The organism is Mesorhizobium amorphae (assembly GCF_014843845.1).
Taxonomy (GTDB): Bacteria; Pseudomonadota; Alphaproteobacteria; order Rhizobiales; family Rhizobiaceae; genus Mesorhizobium; species Mesorhizobium amorphae_A.
This window is the reverse complement of record NZ_JHQS01000036.1, coordinates 13382-29068: the sequence shown is the minus strand read 5'-3', so window position 1 is coordinate 29068 and position 15687 is coordinate 13382. Positions and strand designations below refer to the sequence as shown.

The following is a 15687-nucleotide window of genomic DNA, read 5'->3' as shown; positions in this document are numbered from 1 at the left end:
AGAAGCCGATGAGCGGTTACATTCTGGGCCTTGATGCGGGCAATACGGTCATCAAGGCCATCATCTTCGACATGACGGGACGCGAACTGGCGTTTGCGGCGCTCGACGGGCATTCGTCGATGCCGAAGCCCGGCCATGTCGAGCGCGATCTTGGTGAACTGTGGCGCAACGCCGTCACGGTGATCGGCCGCTGCATCGCTGAAGCCGGCATCGACGCCGGCGACATCGTCGCGATCGGCTGCGCCGGGCACGGCAACGGCCTTTATGCACTCGACCGGGCGGGGGCGCCGCTGATCGGCATCCAGTCGCTCGACACCCGCGCCGTCGGCCTGGTCGGCGAATGGGCGAAGAGTAATGTCGGCGACCGTACCTACAAGTATTGCCTGCAAAAACCCTGGGCCGCGCAGTCGCCGACCTTGCTCGCCTGGCTGAAGCGGTTCGACCCGGAACTGTTCGGCCGCATCGGCACGGCATTCTTGTGCAAGGATCTTATCGTCAACCGACTGACCGGCGCGCGCTCCACGGATGCCACCGATATGTCCGGTTGCGGTTTGCTGTCGATGCCGGGACGGCGCTACGAGCAGGACTTGCTCGAGGCCTATGGCCTTGGTGACTGCGCCGACCTGCTGCCGCCGGTCCTGGAATCGGCCGAGATTGCCGGCCATGTCACGCGCGATGTCGCGTCGCTCACCGGCCTGCGCGCCGGCACTCCCGTCGTGGCCGGCCTGTTCGACGTCGTGGCCAGCGCCATCGGGTCCGGCGTCACCCGCACGGGTGCCGCTTCGATCATTGCCGGCACCTGGAGCATCAATCAGGTCATCACCGACGAGCCGATCCGCGAGCCGTCGATCTTCATGCTGTCGACCTTCGATCCGCAGCGCTATCTGGCGATTGAATCCAGCGCTACTTCGGCCGCCAATCTGGAATGGATCGTCCGCGAGTTCCTCGATCATGTACCGGAAGGAAAGTCGCCGTTCGAACTGTGCAGCGACCTTGTCGCTTCCATAGATCCGACCGGCGATATCCCGATCTACCACCCCTTCCTCTACGGTTCACAGAAGAACGGCCAGGCTCGCGCCGGCTTTTATGGCATGGCTGGCTGGCATACTCGGGCGCATATTCTGCGTGCCCTGTTCGAGGGCGTTGTCTTCGAACACAAGCGTCATATCGAAACGCTGCATGCGGCGGGCGCGCGGTTCGATGAAGCAGTGTTATCCGGCGGCGGTTCACGCAGCGGCGTCTGGGCGCAAATTTTTGCTGACGTGCTTGGCGTGCCGGTCACCGTCGCGAAGAGCCGCGAAACCGGCGCGCTGGGAGCGGCGATTGCAGCAGGTACCGGCGTCGGCGTCTTCGCGGATTTCGCTGCCGGTGCCATGGCGATGACCTCGGCCGCGCGCCGCTATGCGCCGAACGCTGCGCTTGCCCCAGCCTATGCCGCGCGCTACCAGCTCTATGGCGAGATCAACGAGGCAATGGCCCCGATGTGGGAACGCATCGCCAGCCGACAGGCTCTCCAGTGACCGTCGTTCGTCCATCTGATTTCGGTGAGTTCGACTATGTCGTCGTCGGCGCCGGTTCGGCGGGCTGCGTGCTCGCCAACCGGCTCTCCGCCGACCCGCGAAACAAAGTCCTGCTCCTCGAAGCCGGCGGCAGCGACCGCTATCATTGGATCGATATCCCGATCGGCTATCTCTATTGCATGGGCAACCCCCGCACCGACTGGCTGATGAAGACCGAGCCGGACCTGGGGTTGAACGGACGCAGTCTCAACTATCCACGCGGCAAGGTGCTTGGCGGCTGCTCCTCGATCAACGGCATGATCTATATGCGCGGCCAGGCTGCCGACTATGATGGCTGGCGGCAGGCCGGCAATGCCGGATGGGGCTGGGACGACGTGTTGCCCTATTTCCGCAAGTCGGAGGATTATCACGGTGGCGCCAGCGCGATGCATGGCGCCGGCGGCGAGTGGCGTGTCGAGCGGCAACGGCTGTCCTGGCCGATCCTCGACGCCTTTCGCGATGCTGCCGAAGAGCTCGCAATTCCGCGCACGGAAGACTTCAACCAGGGCACAAATGAAGGCTCGGGCTATTTCGAGGTCAACCAGAGGAGGGGAGTACGCTGGAACGCTTCCAAGGCCTTCCTGCGTGGCATAAAGGGCCGCACCAATCTTCGTATCCTGACCGGCGCCGAAACCGAACGGCTGGAGGTCGACGGCCGCCGCGTCAACGGTGTCGTCTTCCGTCAAGGTGGCTCGCTGCATTTCGCCAGCGCCCGCGAAACCATTCTGGCCGCCGGCGCCATCAATTCGCCGAAGCTCTTGGAACTCTCCGGCGTCGGACAGGTTGAACTCCTGTCGCAGCTTGGCATCCAGGTCCGGCACGCCATGCCGGGTGTCGGCGAAAATCTGCAGGACCATCTGCAGCTACGCATGGTCTTCAAGGTCAAGAACGCCGTTACCCTCAACCAGCGCTACCACAATCTCTTCAGCCGCGCGGCGATGGGGGCCGAATATGCCCTGTGGCGCAGGGGGCCGCTGTCCATGGCGCCAAGCCAACTCGGCATCTTCGCCCGTTCCGACCCGCGGCTCTCAACACCCGACCTCGAATATCATGTGCAGCCACTCAGCACCGATCGACTGGGCGAGCCGCTACATCGTTTCCCGGCCGTGACCGTCTCGGTCTGCAATCTGCGCCCCGAGAGCAGGGGCACCGTGCATATGGCAATCGACGACCCGCGACAGCCCGCGAAGATCCGGCCGAATTATCTATCGACGAAGGGCGACCGCAGCATCGCAGTGGCCTCGATCGAGCATGCGCGGCGGCTGATGAAGGCGAAGGCCATTGCACGTTTCTCGCCGGAAGAGATGTTGCCAGGACCGCAATTCTCCAGTCACGATGATCTGGTGCGCAAGGCGGGCGACATCGCCACGACCATCTTTCACCCGGTCGGAACCTGCAAGATGGGGGAGGGCAGGATGGCCGTGGTCGACGACCGCTTACGTGTCCATGGCCTTGCGGGCTTGCGCATCGCCGACGCCTCGATCATGCCTACCATCGTCTCCGGCAACACCAATTCGCCGGTCATCATGATAGCCGAGAAGGCGGCGGAGATGATCTTGCAAGACGCGTTGCGGTAGCCTGGGTTTCCGCCACGGCAAGTCAGTTTGAAATCTCTGACCTGAACTTGCTTGGCGGTTGCCCGAACGTCTTGTGGAAGACCTTCGAGAAATGCGAGGCGTTTTCAAACCCGACCTCGATGGCGATCTCGATCATCGGAGCCTTGGTCTGCATCAGGAGACGCTTCGCCCGCTCAAGACGCACCCTTAGGTAAACCAGTGCCGGAGAGTTCTTTGTTTCTTCCCTGAAGAGGCGCTCGAGCTGCCTCCGGGACAATCCGACAGATGCCGCCAACTTGGGTATGGAGAGTTTGTTGTCGACATGGTTCTCCATGATGATCAGCGCCGCCTTGAGCCGGGGGTTTTTGCACTCGATGAAAGGGGGCCGGCGCGGCTGGATGTCCGAGGGCGCGCGCGCCTTCTCGATCTGCAACACTTCGAGGGCGTTTCTCTCAGCCTCATTGCTGATGTGACGCCTGACGATCGACGCGGCCATGTCGGCCGCGCTGCTGCCCCCGGCACAAGAACCTCTGGCTTGGTCGAGATTAAACAAGCGGTCCGCCCGGACGTCATGATCCGGGAAGCGCTGGCGGAAAGCCTCATAGTGGAGCCAGCTTACGCAGGTCCGATGGTATTTCATCAGGCCCGCCTCAGCGAGGATGAACGTGCCGGTGCAAACCCCGATCAGGGGAACCTTGCTGGCTGCCGCTCTCTTCAGGTAGCTGACTGTCTCGCTGTCGACCGGGAACTCGTTGTTGAGCAGACCGCCGACGACAACGATGTAGTGCAATTCCCTGGGATCCACGAAATCCGATGTCGGAGCGACCTGCACACCACAACTCGAGGTGATCAGGTGCCGGGTGCTCGCCAGCACCTGCCAATCAGCCAAAACCCTGCCAGACCTGTCGATCTCGTCGCTCGCCAATCTGAGAGTGTCGACGAACAAAGCGAACGCGGAAAGAGTGAAGGAACGAGCCAGGATAAAGCCGATCTTCAATCGGCCGGCCCCCGGAGCTTCATTGGCTGCTTTCATGGCCTAACCCTCTGCCCATCTGGCCGCCAGCGCCAGCGCCGTCTGAGGCGCTGCGTTCGGACCAACTTCGATCGCAGTTTCGAAACCGCTTTCCCGCATCGCAAATGATGCCAGCCGCTGTCGTCCCGTTGTGGTCCACAAACGACGCCACCGTCGTAGAATAACTGCGTCGATCGCCGCTCCTTGCCATCCAACTCCGCCGATCACACCTCCGCGCCCAATGTTCACCAAACACTAGGCTTCGCCTAGTTGATCTGGAACCCATGGGCCAACGGATCGCGATCGTCGACGAAGATCGTGTTGTGGCCGATGATCCGCGCCCAGCCGCCGACACTGGGCTTGATGCCCTTGAAGGGGCCTATGTCGGCCTCCGCCTCGACGCGGCCCTCGAACACCGTGCCGATCAGGCTTTCCTGGCGGAAGGTGTCGCCGACCTTCAACCGCCCCTTGCCATGGAGTTGCGCCATGCGGGCCGAAGTTCCAGTGCCGCCTGGTGAACGGTCGATGGCCTTGTCGCCGTAGAACACCGCGCCGCGGCCGTCGGCGTTGCCGCTGGAAGGCTTGCCGCACCAGATGGCGTGGTGCACGCCGCGTATCTTGTCGTCTTCGGGATGGACTGGATCGCAGACGGGTTCGAGTGCGTCGCGGAGGCTGCGGCTGAGGTCCACGATGTCGCTCGCCGACATTCCGTCCAGGCCCTGCCATGTTTCCTGCGGCTCGACGACGGCGTAGTAGTTGCCGCCATAGGCGATGTCGACGACGAGCCGGCCGAGACCGGGGATATCGACGGCGACGTCCGCGGCATGCAGATAGCTGGCAACGTTGAACATCCGGACGGAGTCCACGAACGCGCCCGGCTTCTCGTATTCGATATCGACCCTGCCGGCCGGCGTCTCGATCGACAGTCTGCCCGGCACCCTGGGCGTTACGAGGCCTTCCTCGATTGCCGCCGTCACCAGGCCGATCGTGCCGGCGCCGCACATCGGCAGGCAGCCGCTGACTTCGATGAAGATCACGGCGAAGTCACAGTCCTCACGATACGCAGGATAGATGATCGCGCCCGACATGATGTCGTGCCCGCGCGGTTCGAACATCAATGCCTGCCGGATCCAGTCATGGTCGCGCATGAACAGGTCACGCCGCTCGGCGATCGGGACATGCGGCAGCAAGGGGCCACCTCCCGCGACCAGACGGACCGGATTACCGCAGGTGTGGGAATCGATGCAGAAGAAACTGCGGCGCATGGTTTTTCCTTTTGCGGTCAGGCGGCTTACCTTACGGGACTCCGACCGCGTTCCAGCGCGCCCCTGGAAAGCCTGTCGAGGAAGATCGCAAGCGCGACGATCGACAGTCCGGCCCGGAGGCCGAGACCCATTTCCATCCGCGTCAGTCCCCGCGTCACTTCGGCTCCAAGACCGCCTGCTCCGACGAGGCCCGCCAGGACGACCATTGCCAGCGACAGGAGGATGCACTGGTTGAGGCCGACCAGCAGTGTCGGGGTGGCCGAGGGGATTTCGATCTTGAACAGAATCGACCGCGGTGAAGTCCCGGTCGCATGGCCAAGCTCCATGAGGTCTTTCGGCACCTGGTTGAAGGCCAGGGTGGTCAGGCGCAGCATCGGAGGTATGCCGTAGACGATCGTCGCGATGATTGCCGGCACACGGCCGAGGCTGAAGATCATGACGGCGGGGATGAGATAGACCCACGGCGGCACGGTCTGCATGATGTCCAGCACGGGCCGGATCCCGGCCTCGAATTTCTTATACCGCGATGCCAGGATGCCGAGCGGGAAGGCGATCGACACGGAAATGATCACCGCCACCGTCACCAGTGCCAGCGTCTGCATCGAGGCGGTCCAGAACCCGGCCAGCAAGCAGAAGGTGAGCGCGATGGCTGTCACCACCGAGACCCGAACGCCGACGAAGAAGGCGGCGAGAAGGACTGCAACGACGATCGTCGCGTAGGGCGGCGGGTAGAGGAGAGTGGCTTCGATCGCGCTCAGCACGGCTTCGATCAGCTTGGTCACCGCATCGAAGAACGGATGGAAGTTCGTATTCAGCCAATCCACTACAGGGGCCAGGTAAGCTCCCGGCGAAAACCGGACCAGATCAGGGTTCATCTCGCTTCTCCGCTGGCACGGCGGGCCGCGCTCTGAGTGAGTCTGTCAAGCACCATGGTCAGGATGACGATCGCGATCGCGGCGTTGATCGACGTGGCGATGTCGAGCGTGCGCACGGCTGAATAGATGGTCTCGCCGAGACCTCCCGAACCGACGATACCCGCGATGACGACCATGCCGAACGCCATCATCAAGCTCTGGTTGATCCCTGCCATCACGCTTGGAATGGCGAAAGGAAGCCTGATCTTGATGAACATCTGCCAGGGTGTCAGGCCGCTTGCCTGGCCAAGCTCGATGAATTCGAGCGGTGTCATGCGGATGCCAAGCGAGGTGAGCCGAATGGCGGGCGGCATCGCGACGATAAAGGTGGCGATGAGCGCGGTCGCGGGCCCATAGCCGAGCAGCGCGATCGCAGGAAGCAGATAGATGTAAGGCGGCAGGGTCTGGATCAGGTCGAGCACCGGCTCAAGAAATCGGTCGAACGATCTGACAAAGCCCGCCACGATGCCAATGGGAATGCCGACGAAAAGGGCGAGGATCGTGGCGGTGATCACCAGGGCCAATGTGCTCATGGTTTCGGTCCAGAGGCCCATGACAGCGCAAAAGACCAGGGCAAGCCCCGCGAGGACGCCGGACAAAGCGTTGATCAATCGCCATCCGAGCAACGCTGCGATAATGGCGATCACATAAAACGGTGCCAGTTGCAGAAGCCACAGGACGCCGTCGTAGGTTCCTTCAAGCACGCTCCGGATAAATTCGAACAACCATTCGCCGTTGTCGCTGATCCAGCCGAGCGTAGTATCCGTCCAGGCATCGAACGTGTCTGTAATGACTGAAATGTCCATTTGCCCCCTCCCGACCTAACCTGCTGGCTTGCCGGCAACACCGCGGAGCAAACCACGGATGGTGACGACACCGACCACAGTGCCGTTCTCGACGACCGCAACCGCGTCGCGATCGGATTGCATGGTGAGGTCGATCAGTTCGCCAATATCGGCCTCCGGAGAAGTCCGAAGCAGCTCGTTTACATCGCAATTCGGCTGCGAATTCTTGAACTCGGCGACGGGCCGCATCACGGTGTGCGCCTTGACCAGGTGGATCCTGGATATGCCCGCCACGAATTCGGAGACGTAGTCGTCGGCGGGTTTGGTCACGATTTCCTCGGCTGTTCCGACCTGGACGATGACGCCGTCCTTCATGATGGCGATGCGGTCGCCGATGCGGATGGCTTCCTCGAGGTCGTGGGTGATGAAGACGGCGGACTTGCCGAGCGACTTCGTCAGCTGTCGGAATTCATCCTGCAATTGGCGGCGGATCAGCGGGTCGAGGGCACTGAACGGTTCGTCCATGAGGATGATCTCGGGATCTGCCGCTATGGCCCTTGCGAGGCCAACGCGCTGCTGCATGCCGCCGGACAGTTCCCTGGGATAGCGCGACGTCCAGTCTGCAAGCCCAACCTTTTCGAGGGCCGCGCGGGCGATCCTGTGGCGCTCCTCTTTTGCAACGCCCTGGGCCTCAAGACCGAAAGCGGCGTTCTCGAGGACTGTTCGGTGAGGAAGCAGGGCCACGCTCTGGAACACCATGCCGATATTCCGCGCGCGCATGTCGCGGAGCTCAGATGCATTGAGCTTCGCGATCTCCTTTCCTTTCACCGTGATCTTGCCGAGGCTTGGTTCGATCAGACGGTTCAGCAGGCGGATCAGCGTCGACTTGCCGCTCCCCGACAGCCCCATGATGCAGAAGATCTCGCCGCGGCGGACCTGGAGGCTGGCATCCGAGACACCCACCACGCAGTCGAAATCCTGCAGCACCTGTGTCTTGGAGAGCCCACGTTCGGTTATGGCTTTGACGGCAGCCGGAGCACGACCACCGAAAATCTTCCATACGGACTGGCAATCGACCAGCACTTCGCTGGAGTCGTTCATCGCAGTGTTCATTGCGTTCCCCATGGGCCGGGCTGATGCTGGCCTTCATGTTCTCGAAGTTCGGGTGCGGGCCGCCGATTTGAGCGGCCCGCCATTTCGAAATTACTCGGCCTTGATGTTTTCCCAACGCTTCAGCAGGTCAGCATGGCTGTCGGTCCAGGCCTTGATGGCCTCGTCCATGGTCTTGCCCTCGTTGACGGCAGAGTTGATCGCGGTGATGTCGGCAAGCGGCACGTAGACGCTGGCGATCACTTCGCGCGCATGCGGATTGTCGGCGGAGAAGCCCTTCTTGCCGATCCAGTAATAGCTCTGCGGCGGCGGGAAAACTGCCTTCGGATCCTTGAGGAACTTGACGTCATATTTCTGCATCATCCAGGAGGGCTCCCAGATGGTGACGGCGATCCATTCCTTGCGGTCGACGGCCGACTTGAGCGCTGCGGTCATGGCAGCGGTGCTGCCCTCCACGAGCTGCAGTTTCAGGTCGTATGCCTTCACCGAGTTAGTCGTATCGCGCATGAGACCGGATCCCGGCTCGATACCGACGATCTTGCCGCCGAACTTGTCGGCGTTGTCGTTCAACTGGTCCATGGAGTCGATGGTCACGTATTTCGGCACCGCCACGCCCTGGAACAGGCCATGCGAAACCGGGGAGATCTTCTCGAGCTTCTTCTTGTTCTTGTCCCAGTAGTCCTGGGCGACATAGTCCGTCTGCGAGGCGAGGATCTGGATGTCGCCCTTGGTCAGCGCGGCGTAGGCGATGCCCCATTCGGAAAAGTCCACGACCTTTACGGTGTAGCCGGCGTCTTCAAGCACCTTCTTGGTGATGCCGGTGATGGGGGTGAGGTCCTCCCACGACATCGTGCCCACGGTAATATTCTTTTCTTCCGCCTGAGCGGACAGCATGGTCATACCGACCATCGCGGCAGCGCAGAGCGCTTTCCACAACGTCTTCATTTTACTCACTCCTTATTTTTGTTCCCATTTTCACTTGAAGACTTCGCGGTCGGCTCCGCCTTCATATTGCGCGGCGAGGGCTCATCCCTCGCGGCCTGCACGCAATTCCTGCCATCGGATCACGGTGTTGACGCCGAGCCACGCGAGCGGCTCCGGAGGGAGGCGCGCGGGCTCCGGCTGATCCGAGAATTTGTCGAGCATGTCCGAGCGGGTACCGGTCGCCAGATCGGCGGCCATGACGCCCGCAAGCGTGCTTTTCACGGTCCCAAGACCGTTCTCGCAGCACGCGGAGTAGAGGCCTTTTTCGATTTCGCCGAAGGCGGGCACATGGTTCCGGCTGAGGCAAAGCCGTCCTGCCCAGACGTGCTCGAACGGCACGTTCTTGAGATCCGGAAATCGGGCGTTCAGGGATGTCCGCTGCTCGGCGGCGATCCCGGCCAGGCGCTTCTCACCCACTTGAACAGTCCAGTCGTAAGTGAACCGGGTCCGGATCACGATACGAGAGGATCCATCGGTGGTGATCTTCCTGACTGTCGCACCCATCGGATCAGCCGGAAGCAAGGCCCACCTGTCCTCGCCCGTGGACCTCGAGGTGAAGGGGGCCGTCATCGATGCGTAGGTGAAGATGTGCATCAAACGGTCGCGGAAATGGCCGAAATCCTCGATGTGGCCATTGATGCCCAGGATGACTTTCGGCGCCGTGACGCTTCCGTTGCGCGATACGGCCTTCCACATTCCGCGCTGGCACTCGAGTTTGAGCACCGGCGAGTGCTCGAATATGTCGGCTTTCGATGCCAGCCCGGCGGCGAAACCGCGGATATAGTCGGCGGGCTGGATCATCACGGCGCCCGGCGTGTAGAGACCTCCGAGATAGTAGGACGATCCGGTGATCTCCCGCATCTCGCCCGCATCCAGGAAGCGGTGCTCCTCGCCGATGCTCTTGAGCGAGCGGCCATAATTCGCGTTGAGCTTTATTCCGCGCTCCGTCGCCGCGCTGTTGATCTTGCCAGATGGATCGAAGGTGCGCTCGGACATGTCGTATTCCGCGGCGACGTCGGCGGCGAAAGAGATCGCAAAACGGTTCTGAGCGATCTCCACCTTGGTCGCGGTCTCGTCGGCGACGGAATACTCGCCCGAGGACAGATTGTGCGGCACGTCGATCATGTAGCCGGAGTTCCGGCCCGAGGTGCCTTTGGCGATCTCTCCCGCCTCCAGCACGACGATCCTGTCGCCAGGCCGAAGTTGAGACAGCCGCCGCGCGGCGGAAAGGCCGGCGAAGCCCGCACCGATGACCAGCCAGTCGGCCGACATGTCGCCGTCGAGCGTCCGGACGGGGAAGCTGCGTCTGCTGATCGCCTCCCAGCCCGAGGTTCCGGATTCCGCCGGAAGCCGCTTGACGACGATGTCGTTCACCGGATGGTCTCGTCGAGCGAGCGATCCGAGACGTCGATCCAGACCGTCTTCAATTCACAATAATTGTCATGCGCGAAGACCGACTTGTCGCGTCCGCCGAAACCGGATTCCTTGTAGCCGCCGAATGGCGTCGTCGCGTCGCCTTCACCGAAGCAGTTGACGGTCACCACGCCGGCCCGGATTTCGCGCGAAAGCTTGATCGCCTTGCGCAGGCTTCCGGTGTAGACGGATGCGGTCAGGCCGTAGTTCGTGTCGTTGGCGAGAGCCACGGCTTCGGCCAGGGAATTGAACGTCGTGACCGAAAGGATCGGTCCGAAAATCTCCTCCTGAAACAGGCGGCTCGCAGGCGTGACACCATCGACGACGGTCGGCTCGATGTAGATACCCTTGTGCGTGCCGCCGCCATGGACGACGGAGAGCTTTTCGGTCTTCACGTCACCGAGGAAGGATTTCACCTTGTCGAAATGGCTCTTGCTGACGAGCGCCCCGATGCGGTTTTCCGGGTCGAGCGGATCGCCCGTCTTCCACTCGCGCATATAGGCGCCGATCCGTTGCAGCAACTCGTCCTTGATCTTGGCGTGGACGATGAGCCGCGACGTGGCCGAGCAGTTCTCACCCATGTTCCAGAACGCGCCGTTGACCACCTGTTCGGCGACGAGGTCGAGGTCCTCGGCATCCTCCAGAACCACTGCCGGGTTCTTGCCGCCGCATTCGAGGACGACGCGCTTGAGATTGGAGTCCGCTGCGTAGTGCAGGAAGCGCCGACCCGTCGGCGTCGATCCGGTGAACGCCACCATGTCGACGCCCATATGCATGCCGATCGGTTCGCCGACATCCTTGCCGCCGCCCGGGACAACATTGAAGACGCCCGCCGGAATACCGGCCTCATGCGCCAGTTCGGCGACCCGAAGCGTCGTCAGGGTCGTCTCTTGGGCGGGCTTCACGATCACCGAGCATCCCGCGGCAAGCGCCGGACCGATCTTCCAGGCCAGCATCAGCAGCGGGAAGTTCCACGGCAGGACGCAACCGACGACGCCGACCGGCTCGCGCACGACCATGGTCAGCGCGTTCGAGCCCACGGGAGCGACGTTGTCATAGAGCTTGTCGATCAGTTCGGCATGCCAACGGATGGTGTGGATCGTATCCGGAATATCGACGGTCTGGCATTCGCGGACCGGCTTGCCGCTATCGAGGCTCTCCATGACCGCAAGTTCGTGACGGTTGCGCTCCAGGAGCTTGGCGAATTTGAGCAGCACGGCCTTGCGCTCGCCAGGCGAGCGGAGATGCCAGCGGCCGTCATCGAAGGCTTGCCTGGCCTTGGCCACGGCGAGATCGACGTCGGTCGAGTCGCACGCCGCGATCTCGGCAAGTGTGTCGCCCGTCGCCGGATTGGTCGTCTTGAATGTCTTGCCGGAATTCGCAGGACGGAACGCCCCGTCAATGAAGGCATTGGTCGGGAACTGGATGTTCGCGGCGATCGCCTTGTATTCGGTAGCGGTCAAAGGTTCATGCATTGTTTGCTCCCGACGTGATCTGGGCGACCGTGCGCTTCAAGGTGGCGACGACAGTCTGGAGAGTTCGCTTTTCTTGCGAATTGAGCGGGCGCAGCGGCGCCCGCACCGGGCCCGCGTTCAGCCCGATCAGCTCACAGCCGTGCTTGATCGACTGGACGAACTTCCCGCATTCGAGGAAATCCATGAGCGGCAGCATCGCGGTCATGATGGCGCGGCCCTTGTCGAAGTTCCTTTCGAGCACGCAGGCTTCGTAGAGCGCGACATGCTCGCGCGGGAGAAAATTGGAGCCGGCGCAGACCCAGCTCCTGGCGCCCCATGCAAAGAATTCGAGCGCCTGGTCGTCCCAGCCGCAAGAGAGCGAGATATGGGGGAATTTCCGCGCCAGCAAATGGAGGTTGCCCATCTCGCCGGAGCTCTCCTTGATGGCCACGACGTTCCTGGATTTGCCGACGCGGGAGAAGTAGTCCTCTCTCATCGTCACTCCCATGCGGGCCGGGTAGTTGTAGAGCATGATCGGAAGGTTCGCCGCGCGGTCGACCGTAAGCGCGTGGACCGCATTCTCACGCTCCGTCGGCAAGGCGTATGGGGGCGACGACACGAGAATGGCGTCGGCGCCGATCTCCTTCGCCGCCTTGGCGTATTCGACCGAGTCCTCTGTCCTGGTGGCGCCCGTTCCAATGATGAGCGGAAGCCGGGTGCCAATCACCTCCTTGGCGTAGGCAGCGAGATCGAAGCGCTCCTGGGCGCTCTGGGCATAGTATTCACCCGTCGATCCGCCAACGATGATGCCGTGCACGCCGGCTTCGATGAGCGACTCGAGCACCGCCGCGAAGCCGTCACGATCTATCTGCCCGTCGGGGCCGAGTGGCGTGATGGCCGGTGTGTAGATACCTTCGAACTTCAAGACGATTTCTCCATCGATCCGGCAGGCGCTTCGACAAGCGCGTCTGCCTTCATTCCTTGCGGCGCGATGAACATTTCCATGTTCTCGCGCGACAGTTCCCAGTGTTCGAAAACAAGATCGACGACCGTGTCCTCGTCGTGCGAGCCGATGGCAGCGATGAAGCCATCATGGTGCTCCACGGCGAGCACCAGGCGCCGGCGCATGTCATCGTTGCGGGGCCGGAAGAAGGTGTGGCCGATCCGGGCATGGTCGATCAGGAGGCGGCCAAGGCTCGGCTGCAGGTAGGCGTTGCCCGACATCTCGCCGATGATTTCGTGGAAGCGATTGTTCTCGAGGACCATGGAGAGCACGTCGCCGGTGACGCTTGCCGTGCGGAACCGTTCCTGCGTGTCCTTGAGGTCCGCAAGCTGCTTCTGCTTGAAGTTCTGGACTGCAAGACGGCCGATCGCGGCATAGATCATCGGCGCGACCAGGAAGAAGTGCCTGAGCGTCTGATGGTTCATGGGGACGACGCGCGCACCGCGGTTGGCGCGGATATCGATGTAGCCTTCACCCTCGAGGCGACGAAAAATCTCCCGAACAGGCGTTCTGGAGAGGCCGTAGCGCTCGCTCAGGCTCACTTCGTCCAGATCCTGGTCGGGGTCGAGTTCCATCGTCAGAATCTGACGCTTCAGATCGTCGTAAAGACCGTTCTTTCCGCTCTTCACCGAGGCCTCCCTGCTGTCTGAATTCTCGCGACAACGGCTTCCATCGACCGTGTCGACGGCAGGAGGATTTGCATGCCTAGGCGAAGGAGTCAACAAATTGTATAATATATGTACACAGAAATTATACGTAAGGAGTACAATTGATCAAGGTCGGCCGGGAACCGCCGACGGTTGGCGGTCGACCAATTCCAGAGTGCTAAATGGATTTTTCGTCGGTGCCGGAGATGGCGCGCAATAGGCTCATCGATGATGCAGAGCGGACGCTACGCAGATGCTATGGAGCGCATCCTGCGTTTTCGCATCGCGGGCGAGAGGGCGTTTGAGCGCCCAAATGGGAACTCTCTGATTAGGCCATCGGGGCGGTCAGGCGTCAGCCTTCTCAAGGAGATGCGGGCTTGCCTTCACCGGTTCGAGCCTGATGTAGCAAGGGTTCAAATCCTGCTTGAGCTTGTTCAACTGCATGCGTGCCTTGGCACGAAGCAGAGGGTCGATGGGCTTGTCGGATCGATCCTGCACCGCGCTCAAGACCTTCGCCGCTTCGTCAATCTGCCGAAGTTCCGCCAGGCAGCGGCCAAGGCCGTACTGTGCCCCGGGCAGCTCCGGATTGAGCTCAAGCACCTTGCGGAAGGCGTCCGCGGCCTCGGAGTGGCGACTTAGCGCCTGCAGTTCAATGGCAAGCCGCGACCACGCCTTGACCGAATTTGGGGCGATCTCCACGAGTGAGCCAAAGGTATCGGCGGCTGACCAGTGATCCGCCTTGGCCGCGAGCAATTGACCCAATCCGTACAGGGTACGAGCGTGGCGAGGGGCGACCTCGAGAATCTGGCGATAGGCATTTTCGGCATTGGCCAGCTTGCCCGCCTCGTGGAATTTGGTCGCCTGCTCAAGCACGCTTGCCACGGATCTGGCGTCAAGCCGGTCGCCGAGATTTCGGCCCGTCCTCGTTTTGACCAGAACACAATGAATCCTGGTCTCCTCGACACCGAATGAATATTTGTAGGACTCGTTGCCGCGCAGGAAATCGTAGCTGCGGAAGCCCTGCTCGATCGCACGGCGAATGCAATAGGCATGCAGCACAAGTCCCGGGGGGATTTCGTTGGCGGTCTCGTCGCGTCCGGCGAGGTGGAAGAGCATCGCCTTCTTGACCGGGTCGACCAGGAACGCCAAGCCTGCGAGCGGTTTGTCGTGATGCCAGAGAATGGGCAGGAACAGCGTCCCGCTCTCGAAGGCATCCTTGAACAGTATCCGGTTGGATCTCAAAAGGCCGGGCAAAAGGTTGCCCTTCCGCGGCGCCCATTTGATGCGCCACATTTCGAGGATGATGCCGATGTCGCGGTCGATCGTCGAGGCGTCGGCATGGGTGATGCGAAATTCGTCCGACCCGTCCAGTTTGCGCAGGAAGCGCCTGATCTTCTGGCGCGTGTTTGAACTGATCTTCTGCTCGAGATAAGCGTCCCAATCCCCCGGCAGGTTGGTGGCCGGGCAGGTGCAGTTGTCGACATTGTCGGTCTTGTTGACGCGCTGCATCCTTTGGGCGGTCAGCCGCTTGTCGGCAAGGTTGTCGAGCAGCAGGCGGCGCCGCTTCTCCGACATGCGCAGATTTTCGAGATGCAGCTTGGCCCAGTTCATCTTCATGAGATGTTTGGCAAGCGCCGGGATCGCGCGGTCGGCAAAGCCTGGCGCGCAAACGATGCCCGTATAGTCGGCCGCGTAGTTTGCGCCCATGTTGATTTCGTTGTGGCAAAAGCCGGTCTTCTTGTTCAGCCTGGTGCGGAGCCGCAACGGCAGCAGGGCGACATAGGGAGACCCTTGCGGTCCCGACCGTGCCGCCAGAATGGACCAGGCGCCATCAAACCGGCGAAGGTAGGACGACAGGAACGTCCAGGACAGAAAGAACTGGGCTTCGGGGTCCTTCTCGTAAAGATCGTCCCAGTTCTGCCTGAGCCCGTTGAGGCCCTCCCGTGTCGTGATGACATCGATATGCATGGTTTCCCCCGAATTTG

13 protein-coding genes are annotated in these 15687 nt (G+C 61.8%); 2 read left to right on the top strand and 11 right to left on the bottom strand.

Features of this window, described 5'->3' with window-relative positions:
• Positions 1-8 precede the first annotated feature (8 nt).
• Together DH08_RS16130 and DH08_RS16125 are read left to right on the top strand one after the other, a co-directional pair.
• Entirely contained in the window at positions 9-1520 is a 1512-nt protein-coding gene (locus DH08_RS16130; RefSeq protein WP_192180244.1) for an FGGY-family carbohydrate kinase, read from the top strand.
• The gene (locus DH08_RS16125) at positions 1517-3136 is read left to right on the top strand and encodes a GMC family oxidoreductase N-terminal domain-containing protein (protein WP_192180243.1); all 1620 of its coding nucleotides are present in this window, start codon (positions 1517-1519) and stop codon (positions 3134-3136) included. The genes DH08_RS16130 and DH08_RS16125 overlap by 4 nt, the downstream gene beginning before the upstream one ends.
• A 22-nt stretch (positions 3137-3158) precedes the next feature.
• On the opposite strand, the gene DH08_RS16120 is transcribed toward DH08_RS16125, so the two are convergent.
• The 11 genes from DH08_RS16120 to DH08_RS16070 form a co-directional block, all read right to left on the bottom strand.
• On the bottom strand, positions 3159-4148 hold the full coding sequence (locus DH08_RS16120) for a GlxA family transcriptional regulator (protein ID WP_006206598.1): 990 nt from the start codon (positions 4146-4148) through the stop codon (positions 3159-3161).
• 245 nt (positions 4149-4393) lie between these two features.
• Positions 4394-5392 (bottom strand): 4-hydroxyproline epimerase, encoded by a 999-nt coding sequence (locus DH08_RS16115; protein WP_192180242.1) that lies wholly within the window; start codon positions 5390-5392, stop codon positions 4394-4396.
• 26 nt (positions 5393-5418) lie between these two features.
• A complete protein-coding gene (locus DH08_RS16110) occupies positions 5419-6267 on the bottom strand; it encodes an ABC transporter permease (RefSeq protein WP_192180241.1) in 849 nt (282 codons plus the stop codon).
• Complete coding sequence (locus tag DH08_RS16105) at positions 6264-7112, bottom strand: ABC transporter permease (RefSeq protein WP_192180240.1); 849 nt, start codon at positions 7110-7112, stop codon at positions 6264-6266. Before DH08_RS16105 ends, DH08_RS16110 begins: the two co-directional genes overlap by 4 nt.
• A 15-nt stretch (positions 7113-7127) precedes the next feature.
• Positions 7128-8204 (bottom strand): quaternary amine ABC transporter ATP-binding protein, encoded by a 1077-nt coding sequence (locus tag DH08_RS16100; RefSeq protein ID WP_192180239.1) that lies wholly within the window; start codon positions 8202-8204, stop codon positions 7128-7130.
• A gap of 90 nt (positions 8205-8294) precedes the next feature.
• The gene (locus DH08_RS16095; RefSeq protein ID WP_192180238.1) at positions 8295-9146 is read right to left on the bottom strand and encodes a glycine betaine ABC transporter substrate-binding protein; all 852 of its coding nucleotides are present in this window, start codon (positions 9144-9146) and stop codon (positions 8295-8297) included.
• Between the two features lie 81 nt (positions 9147-9227).
• Positions 9228-10559 carry an FAD-dependent oxidoreductase gene (locus DH08_RS16090; RefSeq protein ID WP_192180237.1) on the bottom strand — a complete coding sequence of 444 codons (1332 nt, stop codon included), beginning with the start codon at positions 10557-10559 and terminating at the stop codon, positions 9228-9230.
• The gene (locus tag DH08_RS16085) at positions 10556-12073 is read right to left on the bottom strand and encodes an aldehyde dehydrogenase (protein WP_192180236.1); all 1518 of its coding nucleotides are present in this window, start codon (positions 12071-12073) and stop codon (positions 10556-10558) included. Before DH08_RS16085 ends, DH08_RS16090 begins: the two co-directional genes overlap by 4 nt.
• Complete coding sequence (locus tag DH08_RS16080; protein WP_192180235.1) at positions 12066-12977, bottom strand: dihydrodipicolinate synthase family protein; 912 nt, start codon at positions 12975-12977, stop codon at positions 12066-12068. Before DH08_RS16080 ends, DH08_RS16085 begins: the two co-directional genes overlap by 8 nt.
• On the bottom strand, positions 12974-13630 hold the full coding sequence (locus DH08_RS16075) for a GntR family transcriptional regulator (RefSeq protein ID WP_210328762.1): 657 nt from the start codon (positions 13628-13630) through the stop codon (positions 12974-12976). Before DH08_RS16075 ends, DH08_RS16080 begins: the two co-directional genes overlap by 4 nt.
• 417 nt (positions 13631-14047) lie before the next feature.
• Entirely contained in the window at positions 14048-15670 is a 1623-nt protein-coding gene (locus tag DH08_RS16070; RefSeq protein ID WP_192180233.1) for a GNAT family N-acetyltransferase, read from the bottom strand.
• Between the last annotated feature and the right edge of the window lie 17 nt (positions 15671-15687).

What these genes read in the sequence shown, in the direction of transcription:
- DH08_RS16130 (WP_192180244.1), top strand. Translation starts at nt 9, where the DNA reads ATGAGCGGTTACATTCTGGGCCTTGATGCGGGCAATACGGTCATCAAG.
- DH08_RS16120 (WP_006206598.1), bottom strand. Translation starts at nt 4,148, where the DNA reads ATGAAAGCAGCCAATGAAGCTCCGGGGGCCGGCCGATTGAAGATCGGC.
- DH08_RS16115 (WP_192180242.1), bottom strand. Translation starts at nt 5,392, where the DNA reads ATGCGCCGCAGTTTCTTCTGCATCGATTCCCACACCTGCGGTAATCCG.
- DH08_RS16110 (WP_192180241.1), bottom strand. Translation starts at nt 6,267, where the DNA reads ATGAACCCTGATCTGGTCCGGTTTTCGCCGGGAGCTTACCTGGCCCCT.
- DH08_RS16105 (WP_192180240.1), bottom strand. Translation starts at nt 7,112, where the DNA reads ATGGACATTTCAGTCATTACAGACACGTTCGATGCCTGGACGGATACT.
- DH08_RS16100 (WP_192180239.1), bottom strand. Translation starts at nt 8,204, where the DNA reads ATGAACACTGCGATGAACGACTCCAGCGAAGTGCTGGTCGATTGCCAG.
- DH08_RS16095 (WP_192180238.1), bottom strand. Translation starts at nt 9,146, where the DNA reads ATGAAGACGTTGTGGAAAGCGCTCTGCGCTGCCGCGATGGTCGGTATG.
- DH08_RS16085 (WP_192180236.1), bottom strand. Translation starts at nt 12,073, where the DNA reads ATGCATGAACCTTTGACCGCTACCGAATACAAGGCGATCGCCGCGAAC.
- DH08_RS16075 (WP_210328762.1), bottom strand. Translation starts at nt 13,630, where the DNA reads ATGGAACTCGACCCCGACCAGGATCTGGACGAAGTGAGCCTGAGCGAG.
- DH08_RS16070 (WP_192180233.1), bottom strand. Translation starts at nt 15,670, where the DNA reads ATGCATATCGATGTCATCACGACACGGGAGGGCCTCAACGGGCTCAGG.